Origin of the sequence: Micromonospora sp. NPDC007220 (assembly GCF_040634035.1) — a bacterium.
Classification (GTDB): Bacteria; Actinomycetota; Actinomycetes; order Mycobacteriales; family Micromonosporaceae; genus Micromonospora; species Micromonospora reichwaldensis.
In genome coordinates this window covers 556060-571298 of record NZ_JBEYEU010000001.1, presented here as the reverse complement: position 1 = coordinate 571298, position 15239 = coordinate 556060, and the positions used below count along the sequence as shown (strand labels likewise).

12 protein-coding genes are annotated in these 15239 nt (G+C 72.2%); 11 read left to right on the top strand and 1 reads right to left on the bottom strand.

The features are described 5' to 3' along the window. Positions 1-749: 749 nt before the first annotated feature. Positions 750-1634 carry a hypothetical protein gene (locus tag ABZ573_RS02790; RefSeq protein WP_358115039.1) on the top strand — a complete coding sequence of 295 codons (885 nt, stop codon included), beginning with the start codon at positions 750-752 and terminating at the stop codon, positions 1632-1634. A gap of 249 nt (positions 1635-1883) precedes the next feature. On the opposite strand, the gene ABZ573_RS02785 is transcribed toward ABZ573_RS02790, so the two are convergent. Next, a complete protein-coding gene (locus ABZ573_RS02785) occupies positions 1884-2387 on the bottom strand; it encodes an NUDIX domain-containing protein (RefSeq protein WP_358115036.1) in 504 nt (167 codons plus the stop codon). 802 nt (positions 2388-3189) lie between these two features. Here ABZ573_RS02785 and ABZ573_RS02780 point away from each other — a divergent pair. From ABZ573_RS02780 to ABZ573_RS02735, 10 genes are all read left to right on the top strand, one after another. Beyond that, positions 3190-3594, top strand: coding sequence for a pilin (locus ABZ573_RS02780; RefSeq protein WP_358115033.1), 405 nt, complete (start codon positions 3190-3192; stop codon positions 3592-3594). Positions 3595-3596: 2 nt separating this feature from the next. Then, positions 3597-4508 (top strand): conjugal transfer protein TrbL family protein, encoded by a 912-nt coding sequence (locus ABZ573_RS02775; RefSeq protein ID WP_358115029.1) that lies wholly within the window; start codon positions 3597-3599, stop codon positions 4506-4508. Then, positions 4505-5467, top strand: a complete 963-nt coding sequence (locus tag ABZ573_RS02770) for a PrgI family protein (RefSeq protein WP_358115026.1) — start codon at positions 4505-4507, stop codon at positions 5465-5467. The genes ABZ573_RS02775 and ABZ573_RS02770 overlap by 4 nt, the downstream gene beginning before the upstream one ends. Positions 5468-5520: 53 nt before the next feature. Then, entirely contained in the window at positions 5521-7281 is a 1761-nt protein-coding gene (locus ABZ573_RS02765; RefSeq protein ID WP_358116104.1) for an ATP-binding protein, read from the top strand. After that, on the top strand, positions 7278-9788 hold the full coding sequence (locus tag ABZ573_RS02760) for a DUF87 domain-containing protein (protein WP_358115023.1): 2511 nt from the start codon (positions 7278-7280) through the stop codon (positions 9786-9788). The genes ABZ573_RS02765 and ABZ573_RS02760 overlap by 4 nt, the downstream gene beginning before the upstream one ends. Before the next feature lie 306 nt (positions 9789-10094). Continuing rightward, positions 10095-10985, top strand: a complete 891-nt coding sequence (locus ABZ573_RS02755) for a replication-relaxation family protein (RefSeq protein ID WP_358116101.1) — start codon at positions 10095-10097, stop codon at positions 10983-10985. A gap of 447 nt (positions 10986-11432) precedes the next feature. Continuing rightward, positions 11433-12242, top strand: coding sequence for a hypothetical protein (locus ABZ573_RS02750; protein ID WP_358115020.1), 810 nt, complete (start codon positions 11433-11435; stop codon positions 12240-12242). A 407-nt stretch (positions 12243-12649) separates the two neighbouring features. Beyond that, a complete protein-coding gene (locus ABZ573_RS02745; RefSeq protein ID WP_358115017.1) occupies positions 12650-13492 on the top strand; it encodes a hypothetical protein in 843 nt (280 codons plus the stop codon). Next, entirely contained in the window at positions 13489-13806 is a 318-nt protein-coding gene (locus tag ABZ573_RS02740; RefSeq protein ID WP_358115014.1) for a hypothetical protein, read from the top strand. The genes ABZ573_RS02745 and ABZ573_RS02740 overlap by 4 nt, the downstream gene beginning before the upstream one ends. A 257-nt stretch (positions 13807-14063) precedes the next feature. Then, positions 14064-15218 carry an FAD-dependent monooxygenase gene (locus tag ABZ573_RS02735; protein ID WP_358115011.1) on the top strand — a complete coding sequence of 385 codons (1155 nt, stop codon included), beginning with the start codon at positions 14064-14066 and terminating at the stop codon, positions 15216-15218. The last annotated feature ends 21 nt before the right edge of the window (positions 15219-15239 follow it).

Below are 15239 nucleotides of genomic sequence, written 5' to 3'. Positions count from 1 at the left end.
GTCAGCGGTGGCGAACACCTACCGTCCTTACGGCGATCTCTCACACTTCTGACAGCGGACGCCCCGCCCCGCTGCCGGGACTGCTCTCGCGACGCCCGCTCCGCCGTGCCGGGTCGCCGCCGCGAGGCTCGCCAGGACCACCATCGCCGCGTGCTGTCAGACTCAGGGCTGTGACAACGCACCCGTGTCATCGACCTGTGCCGATGACACGGGGGTGACCGGTCTTGTCAGGCCGCTGCTGGAGTCCGGACGTCAACGGCGTCACCGAGCCGCGCGCCGCCGCATTGTCACCCGGACGGCGGTCTCGTCAGACCGTCCCGGCCAGCCGGATGGGCACTGTCAGCCGGCCCGTCGATGACAGCGTGAGATGACGACGCCCTCGATGGCGGCGCCCCGCCGACCACGGTCGGGTACCGGTATGCCGTCGGCGTTGTCAGGTGCTGTCAGGCCGGCGGAGGGGCGTTGTCACTCCACAGTCCTCTCTTCACCGCCTCGTCGCCGCCGGCACCGTGTCCGCCGCCACGTGTCCGTGTCAAAGCGCAGGTCGAAGTGACGTCGACGTGGCCATGGCACACGGCGGCGCCCGGTGGCCAGCGGCCGGCGAGCCGGGACGGACGGCGCTGCCGAACCGCCGCACGTGCCCGCCGGCCTGCGCTGTCAGAGGACCGTGAGAGCGGGATGTCGCAATTGCGGTCAGCCGCGCCGGCCACAGACGCCGGCCGCGAGATCCCCGACGAGGAGTTCGTGACATGACCGCATCCGGCAAGGACTGGCCCGACTCACCCCTGGACACCGTGGACACCGCGTTCGCCCAACTGACCTGTGACCCTGCTCCGTTGTCACTGGATCTCGACACACTGGCCGACCAACTCGATGACACCGCCGGCCTCCCCGGCGGTGTCATCGCCCTGCCGGCGTTACGCCAGTGGCTGCTGGCGCACCCGGACGCCTACACGGCTCGCGACGTGGTGTGGCGGGAACTGATCCGCCGCGCCCGCGTCGAGGGGCCCGCCTGGGTCATCGCTGCCGTCGCCCTCGCGATGCCCGCGCTGCGCCGCTACGCCGGCCGGCTGCGCACCGGCTGGGCCGGCGACGCCCACGACCTGGACGCCGAGATCCTTACCGGCTTCCTGTCCGCCCTGCAGGACCGGGTCGACCTGGCGAAGCCAGCACCGTACGCGGCGCTGTGCATGGCGGCATGGCGGGCCGGGCACGAGTTGCGTCAGCGTGACGGCGCTGAGGCGATGCCGGTGGACAACCTCGAACACGTCACCGGCCCCCGCACGCCGAAGCGGCCCTACGGGCATCCCGACCTGCTGGTGCGACGCGCGGTCGAGCTGGGCATCGTCGACGAATGTGACGAGCAGCCTTACATCGACCTGCGGCTGGGCCGCCGGGCCATCGAACCCATCGCCGTCCTTGTCGGCCTGGAGGTCGACACCCTGCGGCGGCGCGTCGAGCGCATCGACAACCGCATCGCCGAGGCGCTTGCCGCCGGAGTTCTCACCGAGGTGACCTCGCCCCGGGTGCGGGAGGACCTCGCCGCAGCCGCCGAGCGACGCCAGCGCATCCGGGCCGCCCGTAGTGGCGGCGCACGACCGGCTGCCGCGCAGGCGAGGCTGGCAGCAGCCTGACCGCTGACCGATCCCCGACGCGGGTCCGACCATCTGGTCGGACCCGCTGTCGGCGTACGGCTCCGAGTGCAGAGCCGGGTACGCCACCGAGCGCACGGCAGCTATCGACATCCGCGAGTGCGGCTGCGCTTGCGGCCGAACTTGCTCTGCAAGATCAACTACAGCCAGTCATGCTGGTCGCCCCGGCAGCGTCCGGATCTGGCGAAAAGCGGATGCCCGGCGAAGAGCCTCGCGTGGGCTCGCGAAGGATCAGGATCCCGACGGAAGCCAGTCGTAGCCTTGCCCAGGTACGGCGAACCATGCCGGCGCGGCGGTGTCGAAAGCGGTATCGATGCGTAGCCGGTCGACCGCATCGAGGTCCGGCAACGTTTTAGGGCTGTACCAGCCCACGGCCAGGGATTCCTCGTCATTGACGCGCGCGTCACCCCCGACCGGCCTGCAGCGAAACCACACCGTGAGGTACTGACAGATGTCGCCGTGGGGATAGGTGACCTCGCGAAGCGCCACCCCGGCGAGGCGCTCAACAGTGATGTGCACGCCCGTCTCTTCGTACACTTCGCGTACTGCCGCATCTGCCGGCTGTTCGCCAGGGTCGATCGCTCCCGCCGGCAGGGACCACCTTCCAGTATCGGCACGCCGGCCCAACAACACGCGTCCGCTGTCGTCAACGACGACGGCACAGGCGCTCGGCAGCATGAGCAGATCCTTGCCCACAAGCTTCCGAAGGCCAGCCACGTACTGTGAGATCGCCATTCGCAAGATCGTAGCCGCAGCGCCGGCGGCGTCGTGAGGACTCAGCGCAGCCCTCTGCATGATCGCGTGCACTGATCTGCCGCGATTCGGGCGACGCCCACGTCCACCGGTTACTCATCGTGAGCAACGGACGTGCGTCGCCGGGGCGACCGGCGCCGCAGGGTCCCCAGCGCCGCTCGCCCATGCCTCTGCACATTTGGCGTACCTGGAACCCGTACGCCGCCACCCGCGGTTGCGTGTGACGGAGCAGCCGCCTCCACCACTGCGGCCGGCTGCCCGACGGTGCGGAAACCAGCCCGGGTCCTGTCAGGCGTCGGATCCCGCCCGACCCTGACGGCAGCGTCCCACGGGGCGACGTCCGGCTGCTGTGAGACTCTCGCGCCGTCCCCACAGCGGATCCTTTCCGAGCGGCATGATCGTCAGATTTCGCCGGTGAGCCGGGCTGTCAGGCCTCCGCGAGATCGTGTCGGATCGCTGTCGGACCGGCAGGTGTCCGCTACAGCTCACAACGGCCGTTTTGAGGGTGCGGGACTCCTCCGGCGCCACCATGGCGCCATGGAGAGCTGGTCCCGCCGCCGCCGGGCCGGGACACCTGGCCGACACGGGATCGGGCCCCTCGGGTGCCGCGCCACGTTGATGCGCTGACACCTCATCGATCACCGCCAACCCGAATGGGAGGACGAGCTCCTCCCGAGGTTCGCCGCGGTCCCCGTCCGACACGTGATTCCCAGCCCGGCGGCGCCTTCATGACCCGCTTCGAGTGTCGCCCCGGCTCGTGCCGGGGCGGGAGGTGCAGCCACCCATGTTTTCCACGATGAGGGCACGTCTCCGTGCCCTGACCACCGCCCTCTACACATCCCGCGTGCTTCACCGCCTCGTCCGGTTCGCCGTGCCCGTCGCGGCTGCCGCAATGGTGCTGGCCGCGTCGACCGCCGCCTACGCTGCCGCCCCCGACAAGCCGGTCACTCCGGCCCCCAACGACCTACCGACCGTCATCATCAACCTGCAGACCTGGGTAATGGGCATTCTCGCCGCCGTCGCCACCCTGTTCCTGGTCCTGGCCGGGGTGTACTGGGCCACCGCCGGTGGCGACCCGGCCCAGGTCGACAAGGCCAAGGGCGCACTGAAGAACGCCCTGGTCGGCTACGGCCTCGCCGTGCTCGCTCCGGTCCTGCTGCAGGTGGTCCGGGGAATCGTCGGAGGTTGACGATGACCTGGACGCTCAACCAGATTCTCGACTGGTTCGCCAGCCTGCTACTGGACTGCCTGAACGGGCTCATCACCGCGATCACCCACGCGCTGCTGATCACCCCGGACGTCACCAGCCTGCCGCAGGTGCAGGCTCTCACCGGACGGTCGATCTGGGTTGTCGACACCGTGTTCGTCCTGGCGTTCGTCGCCGTCGGCGTCCTCACCATGGTCGCCGGCGGCGACGAACGCGCCCGATACACCGCCAAGGATCTTCTGCCACGGTGCGTCGTCGGATTCGTCACCGCCCACTTCTCCCAACTGATCGCCGGCAGGCTCATCGAGTTCGCCAACGCCCTCACCACCGCACTGACCGCACAGGACTTCAAGGGAGACAGGGCCCTCGACGCCGTCAAGACCCACCTGACAGCGTCGCGTGACCAGACCGCCGGTCTGCTGTTCATCGTCTGCCTGGCGATCATCGTGTTCCTGCTCGCCACCACTGCCTGCAGTGTGATCGTCCGGTTCGCGGTCGCGCTGGTGCTCACCGCGGTCGCGCCGATCGCGCTGGCGTGTCACGCCCTGCCGCAGACTGACCCGGTCGCCCGCATGTGGTGGCGGTCGTACGTCGCCATGCTGGCGATCCCGGTGGTGCAGGCGTTCGTGCTCTTCGCCGGTCAGTGGATGCTGCTGGACACCGGCGCCATGCTGCCCGCCCTCGGCCTACCGGGCGAACCGGGCGGTGTGCTCAACCTCTTCGTCGTGATGGTCCTGCTGTGGACCACGGTCAAGGTACCGGGGCTGATGCAGCACTTCGCCACCAGCGGCGGCGCGCGTGGCGGCAATCCGATCGGCGCGGTCGTGCGGGTCGTCGTCGTGCAGCAGCTCACCCGCGGGCTGCGCATCCCCGCCCTTGGGTCGGTGCGACGATGAACCCCGACCGCCGCGACGAACAGGCCGTCACCGCCCGGATGCCCGCCGACGTGGACGCGCCGGACAAGGTGCTCTACGGGCTGACGTTCCGGCAACTCGCGATCCTGGCCGTGGCCGCCGTCGTCTTCTACTGCGGCTGGAATGCCCTGCACACCGTCGTGCCCGCGCCGGTGCTGCTCGGCGCAGCCGTCGTCCTCGGCGGCTTGGTGTTCGGTCTCGCTGTCGGCCGCCGCGACGGGCTGCCCATGGACATGTGGCTGGCCTCCGCGGTGCGCCACGTCCGGGCGCCACGCGCGTTGTCCACCACCGACACCACCGCGAGGACACCCGACTGGGTGCAGGCCCCGGCGGCGAAGGTGATGCTGCCGGCGCCGCTGAAACTGCCCGCCGACGCCATCGACGAACATGGCGAGATCAGTCTCGGGGCGGTGAAGGCGGCGATGGTCGCGGCAACCAGCGTCAACCTGGCGCTACGCACCGCCGACGAGCAGGCCGCCCTCGTCGACACCTTCGGCCGCTGGCTCAACAGCCTCTCCACGCCGACGCAGATCGTCGTGTCGGCGCAGCCGGTCGACCTGCACTCCGCCGCCCGCACCCTCGCGCAGGCGGCGGAAGAGATGCCGCACCCGGCTCTCGCGGACGCGGCAGCCGACCATGCCCGGTTCCTCGACGACCTCGCCGAGCGGCGGGATCCGCTGCGCCGGCAGGTCCTCATCGTCACCCGCGCGAACCCGGGCGAACGCAGCGAGCATGCCGCCCGACGCCGCGCCGACCAGACGGTCCGGTCCCTGTCGGGGCTGGGCGTGACCACCCGTGCCCTGGACGGCCACGCCACGACCGCCGCCCTGGCCGCCGCCGCCGATCCCTACCGGCCGCCCCGCCCCGGCGGACTGGCCGCCTCACACACCATCATCACCGCGACTCCCGCCAGGGGGCCGCGCATCAGGAGGACATCGTGATCTCCGTCAGGCGCCGACGCGCCCAGAACGACGACCACCCCGGTCCCAGCCCGCTGTCCACCGGACTGGCGGCGACCGTAGCGCCGGCCTCGGTGGAGGTCACGCCCCGGTTCCTGCGGGTCGGGGACGGCTACGCCGCCACCCTGGTGGTGACCGGCTACCCGGCCGAGGTCGGGCCGGCGTGGCTGGAACCGCTGCTGTCCTGGCCGGGCAGGCTGGACCTGGCTCTGCACATCGAGCCGATTCCCACCCCGGTCGCCGCCTCGCGGCTGCGTAACCAGCGGGCCCGGTTCGAGTCCTCCCGTCGGGCGGACGAGCAGCGGGGCAAGCTGACCGACCCGTACGTGGAGGCCGCCGCCGACGACGCCGCCGACCTCGCCGAACGCCTCGCCCGCGGGTCGGCGAAGCTGTTCCGCGTCGGCCTGTACCTGACCGTGCACGCCCGCACCGAGGCCGAGCTCCTCGAAGCCTGCGCGCAGGTGAAGGCCGCTGCCGCATCCACCCTGATCGAGGTGCAGCCCGCGACGTGGCGGCACCTGCCCGGCTGGACCACCACCCTGCCGCTTGCCACCGACAGCCTGCAGATGCGCCGCACCATGGACACCCAGGCACTGGCCGCCGCGTTTCCCCTCGCCTCGGCGGACCTGCCCGCGCCGCTACCCGGTGACCCCGCGACCACCGGAGGGGTGCTGTACGGGGTGAACCCCGACTCCCAGGGCATCGTCTGGTGGGACCGCTGGGCGCAGGAGAACCACAACAGCGTGGTCCTCGCCCGCTCCGGCGCCGGCAAGTCCTACTTCGTCAAGCTCGACGTGCTCCGCAACCTGTACCAGGGAGTCCAGGTCGCCGTCGTCGACCCCGAAGACGAGTACCTGCGCCTCGCCGACGCGGTCGGCGGCACCATCGTGCGACTCGGTGCACCCGGCGTGAAGATCAACCCCCTGGATCTGCCGGCCGGGGACACCCGCCCGGACGTGCTCACCCGACGCGGCCTGTTCCTGCACACCCTCACCTCGGTGCTGCTGGGGCAACTGCCGCCGCCCGCCGAGCGCGCCGCCCTGGACCGGGCGATCCTCGCCGTCTACCGCCAGGCGGGAATCACCACCGACCCGGCCACCCACCACCGGCCCGCACCCCTGCTGAAGGATCTGGTCGCGACACTGCGGGCCGACGACAACGCCGCTGCCCACGAACTCGCCGCCCGGCTCGCCCCGTGGGTAGCCGGCTCGTTCTCCGACCTGTTCGACTCACCAACCACGGCCCGCCCGGACGGGCACCTGGTCGTCTGGAGTCTGCGGCACCTGCCGGACGAACTGCGCACCGTCGGCACGCTGCTCGCCCTCGACTCGATCTGGCGGTCAGTAGACGCACCAGGTCGGGCCCGACTGTCCACCCGCCGCCTCGTCGTGGTGGACGAGGCGTGGCTGCTGATGCGCGACGGTGAAGGCGCCCGGTTCCTGTTCAAGATGTCGAAGGCCGGACGGAAACGCAACGCCGGCCTGTCGGTCATCACCCAGGACGTCGCCGACGTGCTCGGCACCGACCTCGGCCAGGCCGTCGTGTCGAACGCGGCCACGCAGGTGCTGCTCAAGCAGGCCCCGCAGGCCATCGACCAGGTCGCCGACGCGTTCGGTCTGACCGGCGGGGAACGGCGGATGCTGCTCGCGGCCCGGGTCGGGCACGGCCTGCTGATCTCCGGCACGAACCGGACCGCGTTCGAGTCGATCTCCTCGCAGGCCGAACACCTTCTCGCGACCACGAAGCCGTCCGACCTCGCCGACCTCGACCCCGACGACGGGGAGGAGGAGTTGTGACACCACCCCTTGTCGTGCCGCCAGCACCGGCGCCCAGCCCTTCCGGGCCGGGCGCCGGTGTCATTTCCCCGCCCGACGCGCCCACGCGCTGGGTTCCGCACGCCGCGCACTGGGCGGTGGACCGGCCGTGGCTACTCGGCGTCGCCGCCGCCCTGCTGGTCGCGTACATCGCCGGGCGCAACCTGCTCGACGGGTGGCGGCACCGCCGCCACGCCGACGGCGCCCGCCTCGTCATCGTCGCCCCACCACCGGAGGTCGACCCGCACAGCGCCGCCGCGCTGTGGGCGAACCTGCACGGCACCCTCACCCCGTCCCGCCGACGCCGCCTGCTGTACGGCAGCCCGCACGTGGTGTGGCAGTACACCTGGACCGGCCGGCAACTGCTCATCAGCATCTGGGTGCCCGGCACGGTGCCGCAGGGAGCGGTCGAGGCCGCCGTACGCGCCGCCTGGCCCGGCGCCGCCTGCACCACCGACGACCAGGCGCCCCCGCCGATCCCGCGCGACGTGCCGGCCGCCGTCGGCGGGCACCTGCTGCCGACGGCCGCCGAGTGGCTGCCGTTGCACACCGACCACGACAACGACCCGCTACGGGCGCTGATGTCCGCCGGGTCGCAGCTCAAGCCGGACGAGTACGCCTGCACACAGGTCCTCGCCCGCCCCGCCACCCCACGCCGCGCCGCACGGGCCCGGCGCGCGGCAGGAAGGCTACGCGACGGCAGGACCGCCGTACCGGCCATCAATCCCGCCGCGCCGCTGCTGTGGCTGATCGAGGTGTTCCTTTCCGGCCACACCACCACCCGGAGCGGCGGCCAGCCAGCCAGCCGCCGGGACCCCGGCGTGGAGCGGGATGTGCGGGCGATCCTCGACAAGATCAACCACCCGCTGTGGACGATCGGCATCCGCTACGCGGTCGCCAAGAACACGCACCGCGCCGGCAGCGACCCCTACCCGAGACTGCGGGGCGTCGCGGACGCTCTCGCCTCGTCGTTCGCCGTGTACGCCGGCCGCAACCGCCTCGCCCACCGGGCGCGGATGCCGCAGCCGGTCGCCGCGCTGGCCACACGGCGGCTCGGAGCAGGGTTCCTGGCCTCCACCCCCGAACTGGCCGTCCTCGCCGCCCTACCGCAGGATCTGGCCGTACCGGGGCTGGACCGGGCGCGGGCGAAGTCCATGCCGGCCCCCGTGGCGGTGCCGACCGGTGGCCGAGGGACGAAGGTCCTCGGCGACGCCGAAGTCGGTGGCCACGCGGTGGCCCTGACCGTCGCCGATGCGAGGTACCACATGCATGTGGTCGGATCGACGGGCTCCGGGAAGACCACCCTGCTGGTCAACATGGCCGTCGACGACATCAGAGCCGGCCGGGGCACCGTCGTCATCGACCCGCACGGCGACATGGTCCTCGACATCCTCGACCGGCTCCCCGCCAGCGTCGCCGGGCGGGTGGTGCTCTTCGACCCCGACCAGCCCAACCCGCCCACCCTCAACCCGCTGTCCGGCAACGACCCGGACCTCGTCGTCGACAACCTCGTGTCGATCTTCGGGAACATCTTCGCCAAAGCGTGGGGGCCGCGGATGGACGACGTCATGCGGGTGGCCTGCCTGACCCTGCTGCGGCACGCCAACGTCACCCTCCAGCACATCCCGCCCCTGCTGAACTCCGCCCAGTTCAGAAGCGCGATGACCGTCGGCCTGGACGACCCGGCCGGCCTGTCCGGGTTCTGGCAGTGGTACGACGGCCTCAACCCGGCCCTGCGCTCCCAGGTCATCGGCCCCGTCCTGGCCCGCCTGCGGGCGTTCCTGCTGCGGGACTTCGTCAAGCGCAGCATGCGCTACCCCCGGTCCAGCTTCGACATGGGCAAGGTTCTCGACGGTGGGGCGCTGCTGGTACGCATCCCGAAGGGCCAGCTGGGCGAGGACACCAGCAAGCTGCTCGGCTCCCTCGTCCTGGCACAGGTGTGGCAGGCCGCGACCGCCCGCGCCGCCGTGCCGGCGGACAGACGCCGCGACGCCACCCTGATCATCGACGAGTGTCAGAACTTCCTGACCCTCGCCAACTCCCTCGACTCCATGTTGGCGGAGGCGCGGAAGTACCGGCTGTCGATGGTCCTCGCGCACCAGGACCTGGCCCAGTTCCCGAAGGACCTGCTCGCCGCAGCGTCGGCCAACGCCCGCAACAAGCTGTACTTCTCCGTCGCCCCGGAGGACGCCCGCGTCCTGGCGAGGCACACCCTGCCCGAACTCGATGAGCACGACCTGACCCACCTCGACGCCTACACCGCCGCCGGGCGCCTCGTCGTCGACGGGCGGCAGACGCCGGCGTTCACCCTCAGGACCCGGCCGCCGAAGCCGGTCGTGGGCGAGGCGACGGTGATCCGGCAGGCCGCGGCGCGGGCGGTGCCGGCGCAGGACACCAGCGCGATCGACGATCTTGTCAACCGGTTCTCGACCCCACCCGACGGCAACCGCCGCCCCCGGGTCAGGAGCGGCCCGAAGGCGGATGCCTGAACGCCGCAGCGCGGCTGGAGCGAGATCGACAGACCGGTCGACCGGAGTCGCCCGCGTCCCGGTCGCCCCTTCCGTGAGGGCTTCACCAGCCCTTCACCACCGATCACCACGCGGCACTGACAGATCCGGCCGTACGGGTCTGTCAGTGCCGCTCACCGGCGATCACCAGCTCGCGGTGACCACCCCACCGAACTCAGACACCCTCCCCTCGGAGGGACTCCTCTTCCGCCTGGAGCATCCACCGTGCCCGCCAGCAACTCCGCGTCCCGCTCGTCCTCCGCCTCTTCTGCCTCCCGTCCGTCTCGTCTGGCTCGTCTTGACCGGCTTCGTCGGCTCACCGTCCGGGACCACCAGCTGCTGCGGTGGCTCGCCGAGCACTACGTGCTGTCCACCGACCAGGTCGCGACGGCCCTGTTCCCCTCGCTTCGCGCAGCCCGGCTGCGCCTCGCCCGGTTACACCAGATGGAGGCGGTCAGCCGGTTCGTCGACGTCACCACCGGCAGCAGCCAGCACCTCTACACCCTCGGCCCTCTCGGCGCCGTGGTCCACCCCACCCAGTTCAACGACCCGAACCAGGCCGGCGCCCGCGCCCCCCGGACCAGCATCGACCGCACCGAACGCATCATCGGCAGCCGCCGCCTGGCCCACCTGCTCGGCACCAACCAGCTGTTCATCGACCTCATCGGCCACGCCCGCACCCACGAGCACGCCCGGCTGGCGCGCTGGTGGTCCGAACAGCACACCACCGCCGCCTTCGCCGCCGCCTCCTACGCCGCCGGCAGCGGAACCGGTGTCCAGCCCGACGGGCACGGCATCTGGCACGCCGACGGGCGCACCGTCGGGTTCTTCCTCGAACACGACAACGGCACCGAACCCCTCGCCACCGTGCTGCGCAAGCTACGCGGCTACGAGCAGCTCGCCACCTACGGGCCGCGCTACCCGGTGCTGCTGCACGTCCCCGGCCGCCGCCGCGAACACCACCTCCTCGACGCCCTCGCCGGAGTACCCACCGCCATGCCCGTCGCCACCGGCCTCCACGGCGAACACCCCGCCGGACCCACCTGGACCCTCACCACCGACCCTGGTCATCGCCACAGGCTGCACGAACTGCCCTCCGACCACGGCCCGGACAACCCGCCCACCAACCCGCACCGCTTCCCCGACACCGAACCCGGCGGCACCGACCCGCAGCCCTGACATCCACCCCCACCGCGCGCGGAGGCAGGTTGCCCACCGCTCGTGGGCGACTGTGAGACCGACGAGATCTCACAGTCCCGCAGCCCCTCACCCGCGGAGCCGGACAGTCGTCTGACAGTGCAGGCCAACCGCACTACTGACGATCATGACGGTGGCCGGCGCTGACAGATCCGGCCGCTACCTTCATCGGCACCACCCTCACCCACATATCGCTCCACCCGGTCCGGTCCCACCTCGGGAACCATCGCCGCACCCCACGGTGCCTCCGCCCACCCGCCTTCCCGGCCGGTCGGCGCCCGCGCCGCGCGGCGACCCCCAGGTCGCACCGCACCACCAGCACCACCCCGCTGCACCCGCCCCCTGTTCGCTTCGCGAGCCGACCCATGCACCCGGTGGGCCGGCCACTTCCGCGCGCCCACAGCGCGCACGACCGAAGGAGAACCCCAGATGACCGCAACCAACGGTGCCGCGACTCCCCTGAGCCGCTACGGCACCCGCGTACCGACGGTGACGACCCGCAAGGGCCGCACGACCGCCCCCACTGCCACCGGCAGCACCACGGCCGCCACCACCCCGGTGGTCACGCCGACCGCGACGATCAACACCATGATCGTCTGCCTGCCCGACGGCCTACCGTCGCAGGCCCTCACCGCCACCCAGCTCGACCGGCACTTCGGTGTGTCCGGCACCCTGCAGCCCCGCTTCTGGGCCACCCCGGGCATGTGGCTGTGGCAGCGCGGCCACCTCGTCGCGCCCCGCAAGGGACGCCCGGTGTACTGCGCCGGTGGGCCGGTCAAGCTGCTCGACCTCGCCGCCATGCGCCACGCCGCCGGGGTCGGTGCCGGCATCCGACACCAACTGTGGCAGCAGGTCGTGCACGGCACCCGGCCGGCCACCCCGTGGTCGGCCCTGCTGGCCCGTCACCTGGCGGACCCCGCCCGGTATCCGCGCGAGCGGGCCGAGGCGGACTTCCACAACCAGGCCCGTGTCTGCGCCATGCGGATGCACAACGCGGCCAACTACGGCGCCGCCCACCTCAGCGTGGGAGAGCTGGAGATGTTCCAGGCAGGTCCGATGGCCTACCAGCACTACAGCGCCACCACGGCAGTGTGCGGCGACGCCCTGCTCATGCCGGACGGGCACAAGCTCACGCCAGCGAGCGACGCCCTCGCCCACCGGGTGACCTACCTCGAACAGGCAAACCGCTACCTCACCACCCTTGAGGCTGACCAGCGTCTGCTCGCCGTCGCCCTGTAGCAGCACCGAACCGGGAACCGGTCGGGCCGCCACCCGTCCCCTGCCTCCCGGGGATCGGCGGCGGCCGACCGGCTCCACCAACCCCACCCGCGCCGCGCCGGCCCCCGGCAGCAGAAACGAACTCTGCAGCCGGGCCCCTGCCCTGCGACGCACACCCGGCCAAACGAGTGCGGCCACAGCCGCCTCGCCAAGCCCACCGCCACCTGAACCACGCCCGCCCGGAGTGCATCCGACCCGCCTCTGCGGGCCACGCACCGTACCCCTGGGCCGGAGCAGCGTGGCGTGGACCCGCTGCGGCCCGGGCGGCACCGCCCGGCGCCCCGGGCCGGGGTGCCCCGCAAGCTCCGGCCGGCAGAAGCGGCCGACCTTTCCCTCTTCCACGATCACGACCAGGAGATCTCCTCGCCATGTCCGACCGACTGTGGTTCCGCCTCGACGACGTCCTGCCTCTCGCCGAACACGCCGCCGCCACCCACGCGCACCTCAGGACCCGGCAGCAGTGCCGGGCCGGCCTGCCGGACCAGGCCGCACTCATCTGGTCCCACGACACCGACGGCGACTGGTTGTCCTCCAACGGCGTCCCCCGCTGGTACGACGCCGACGGCACCGACCACCGCGTCCTCGCCGAAACCTGGACCCACACCGCCACCGGCGCGACCGGCAACCCGGTCCCCGCCGACGACGGGCACGGATTCCTGCCCCTGCACACCGAACACCTCGACGGCCGGCGGAACCTGCTCGACCTGCTCCGCTACGCCCGCCACCACGGGATGCACTGGTTCGGGCTGCACCCGGACCCGGCGAGCGAGGCCACCAACGACCGCTACCGCATCTCCCGCAGCCGTGGTGACATCAGCCCGTCGCCTGCCACCTGGACCCCGGCGACCGTCACCTGTGGGGTGCTCGGCGGCGGCGCCTACCGCGCCATGGTCGCCGCCGGCTACACCACACTCACCCGCACCGGGGTGCTGTGCCGCTTCCCCCGGTTCGCGGTGCAGCGCATGGCCGCCCACCTCGACGCCCTCTGTCCCGGTGACATGCCGGGCGAGCATCCCCGCCTGCGGTTCGACGGCGACGAGGTCGTCGTCGAGTGGGAGGACGACGGCCTGGACAGCCGCTGGGTCGAGCACGACCGGGTCGCCCCGGACGCCAACCGCTGCTACGCCATCGGCGCCTACCAGTGGCCCTGGGTCCTCGTCGCGTCCGGGGCGACCACCGCCGCCAGCGACCCGGCGGACCGGTCGCGGTGATCGTCGACGAGGTGTTCCACCAGGGTGGCCACGGCACCTACGAGCTGACCCGGGTGCACCACACCGACGGGTACGTCCTGCGGGTGCGGGTCTGCCGCGACAGCTACGCCACGCAGAGCACGGCGGTCGCCGAGGTTCTCACCCCGCTGTCCACCTGGACGGCCATCGCCAGCAGCCCCGGTGGCGGCTGGCACCGCACGACCCCGACCGCTTCACCGGACGCGGCGCCGCTGGTCCCGGTCGCCGACGAGGTGCTCCAGCGGGCGCGGCGGATCCTTCCCGTGCCGCCGCCGTTCATCACGCCCGGTTGGTAACCCGCCGGGGCCGCGCCCTCCCCCGCGGCCCTGTCCGCCCGGTCGCACCTCGCGCACCAGCGGACGCAGCCCGGCGCCACGCCTTCCGAGCCTCCATCCGCCCGCCGCACCACGGCGGCTGATCAGCGCGTCCGCGGCCCACCGCCGCCGACCCGCTCCTACCACTGGCACCACCTGGCCGATGCCCGGCCACCCGCGCACCGCGCACACCCGGGCACGGCCGTGCCCGGGTTCCCACCTGCAGAAGGGAACCGATCATGACATCCAGCACCATGTCGGCCTCCGGCCGGCAGCCCACCATCGCCGTCGTCGGCGGCAGTATCACCGGCCCCGTCACGGCGCTGCTGTTGCTGCGCGCCGGATTCGACGACATCACCGTCTTCGAGGCCGCGCCCGCGTCCGCGCCCCTGGGCGGTGGCCTTATCGGCCTGGAACACCCCGCCCTCGACGTGCTCGACCGCCTCGGCATCCCGCAGCACGAGATCGTCGCCCACGCCTCCGAGGCCATCGTCCAGATGAACGTCCGCGACCGTCAGCCGGCCGAAACCATCCGACGCACCTACCCGGGGCGAAACACCACCTGGACGCTGCTGCACCAGGCGCTGACGCGCCGCCTGCCCGCCGGCGTCCTGCACTCCGGCATGAAGGTCACCGCCCTGGCCGAGGAGGCCGGCCATCTGGTGCTGCGGTTCCGCGACGGCCACACCGCGTCCGCCGACCTGGTCGTGTTCGCCGACGGCCGGTCCTCCACCGGCCGCCGGCTGCTGGATCCCGACCGGAGCCTGCGCTACGCCGGCTACGTCGCCCACCGTGGCATCGCCGACATCACCCCCGAGCCCGGCCTGCGGGACTTCCTGCGGCTGCAGCCCTGCCCCGGCGTGCAGTTCAACCTCGCCCCGGTACCCGGCGGCTGCGACTGGACCTTCTACCTCAACTGCACCAGCGCCGAGTACGCGCAGCGGTTCGGCGCCGACCCCATCCGCCGGGTGTTCGCCCTGCCCCGGCACGTCAGCCCCGCCGCCCGAACCCACGTCGACACCCACGCCGACCTGCTCCTCCCGGCCGGCCACGCCGCCGTCGTCCACACCACCACCACCCGCATGGCGGTACCGGTCCTCGACATCACCCCACCGGACCGCATGGTCTGGCCGATCGGAACTGGTCACGCCGTCCTCCTCGGCGACGCTCTCGCCCCCGTGCGCCCCCACACCGCGCGCGGCGCCAACAACGGCATCGAACAGGCCGCCGGCCTCGCCGCCGCCCTCACCCAGCACCGCAAGTACGCCGCCGACCTCACCGCTGCCCTGCACGGCTGGCAACGCCGCCACCTGCCCGTCGCCGTCGCCTCCGTGCACCGCGGGCCCGTCATCGGCCGCCGGCTCGGCCTCGGCACCCACCGACCCGCCCAGTAGCCCACCCCGAGAGGAAAGGAG

Coding starts and splice junctions, on each gene's coding strand:
- ABZ573_RS02790 (WP_358115039.1), top strand. CDS start 750: ATGACCGCATCCGGCAAGGACTGGCCCGACTCACCCCTGGACACCGTG.
- ABZ573_RS02785 (WP_358115036.1), bottom strand. CDS start 2,387: ATGGCGATCTCACAGTACGTGGCTGGCCTTCGGAAGCTTGTGGGCAAG.
- ABZ573_RS02780 (WP_358115033.1), top strand. CDS start 3,190: ATGTTTTCCACGATGAGGGCACGTCTCCGTGCCCTGACCACCGCCCTC.
- ABZ573_RS02775 (WP_358115029.1), top strand. CDS start 3,597: ATGACCTGGACGCTCAACCAGATTCTCGACTGGTTCGCCAGCCTGCTA.
- ABZ573_RS02770 (WP_358115026.1), top strand. CDS start 4,505: ATGAACCCCGACCGCCGCGACGAACAGGCCGTCACCGCCCGGATGCCC.
- ABZ573_RS02750 (WP_358115020.1), top strand. CDS start 11,433: ATGACCGCAACCAACGGTGCCGCGACTCCCCTGAGCCGCTACGGCACC.
- ABZ573_RS02745 (WP_358115017.1), top strand. CDS start 12,650: ATGTCCGACCGACTGTGGTTCCGCCTCGACGACGTCCTGCCTCTCGCC.
- ABZ573_RS02735 (WP_358115011.1), top strand. CDS start 14,064: ATGACATCCAGCACCATGTCGGCCTCCGGCCGGCAGCCCACCATCGCC.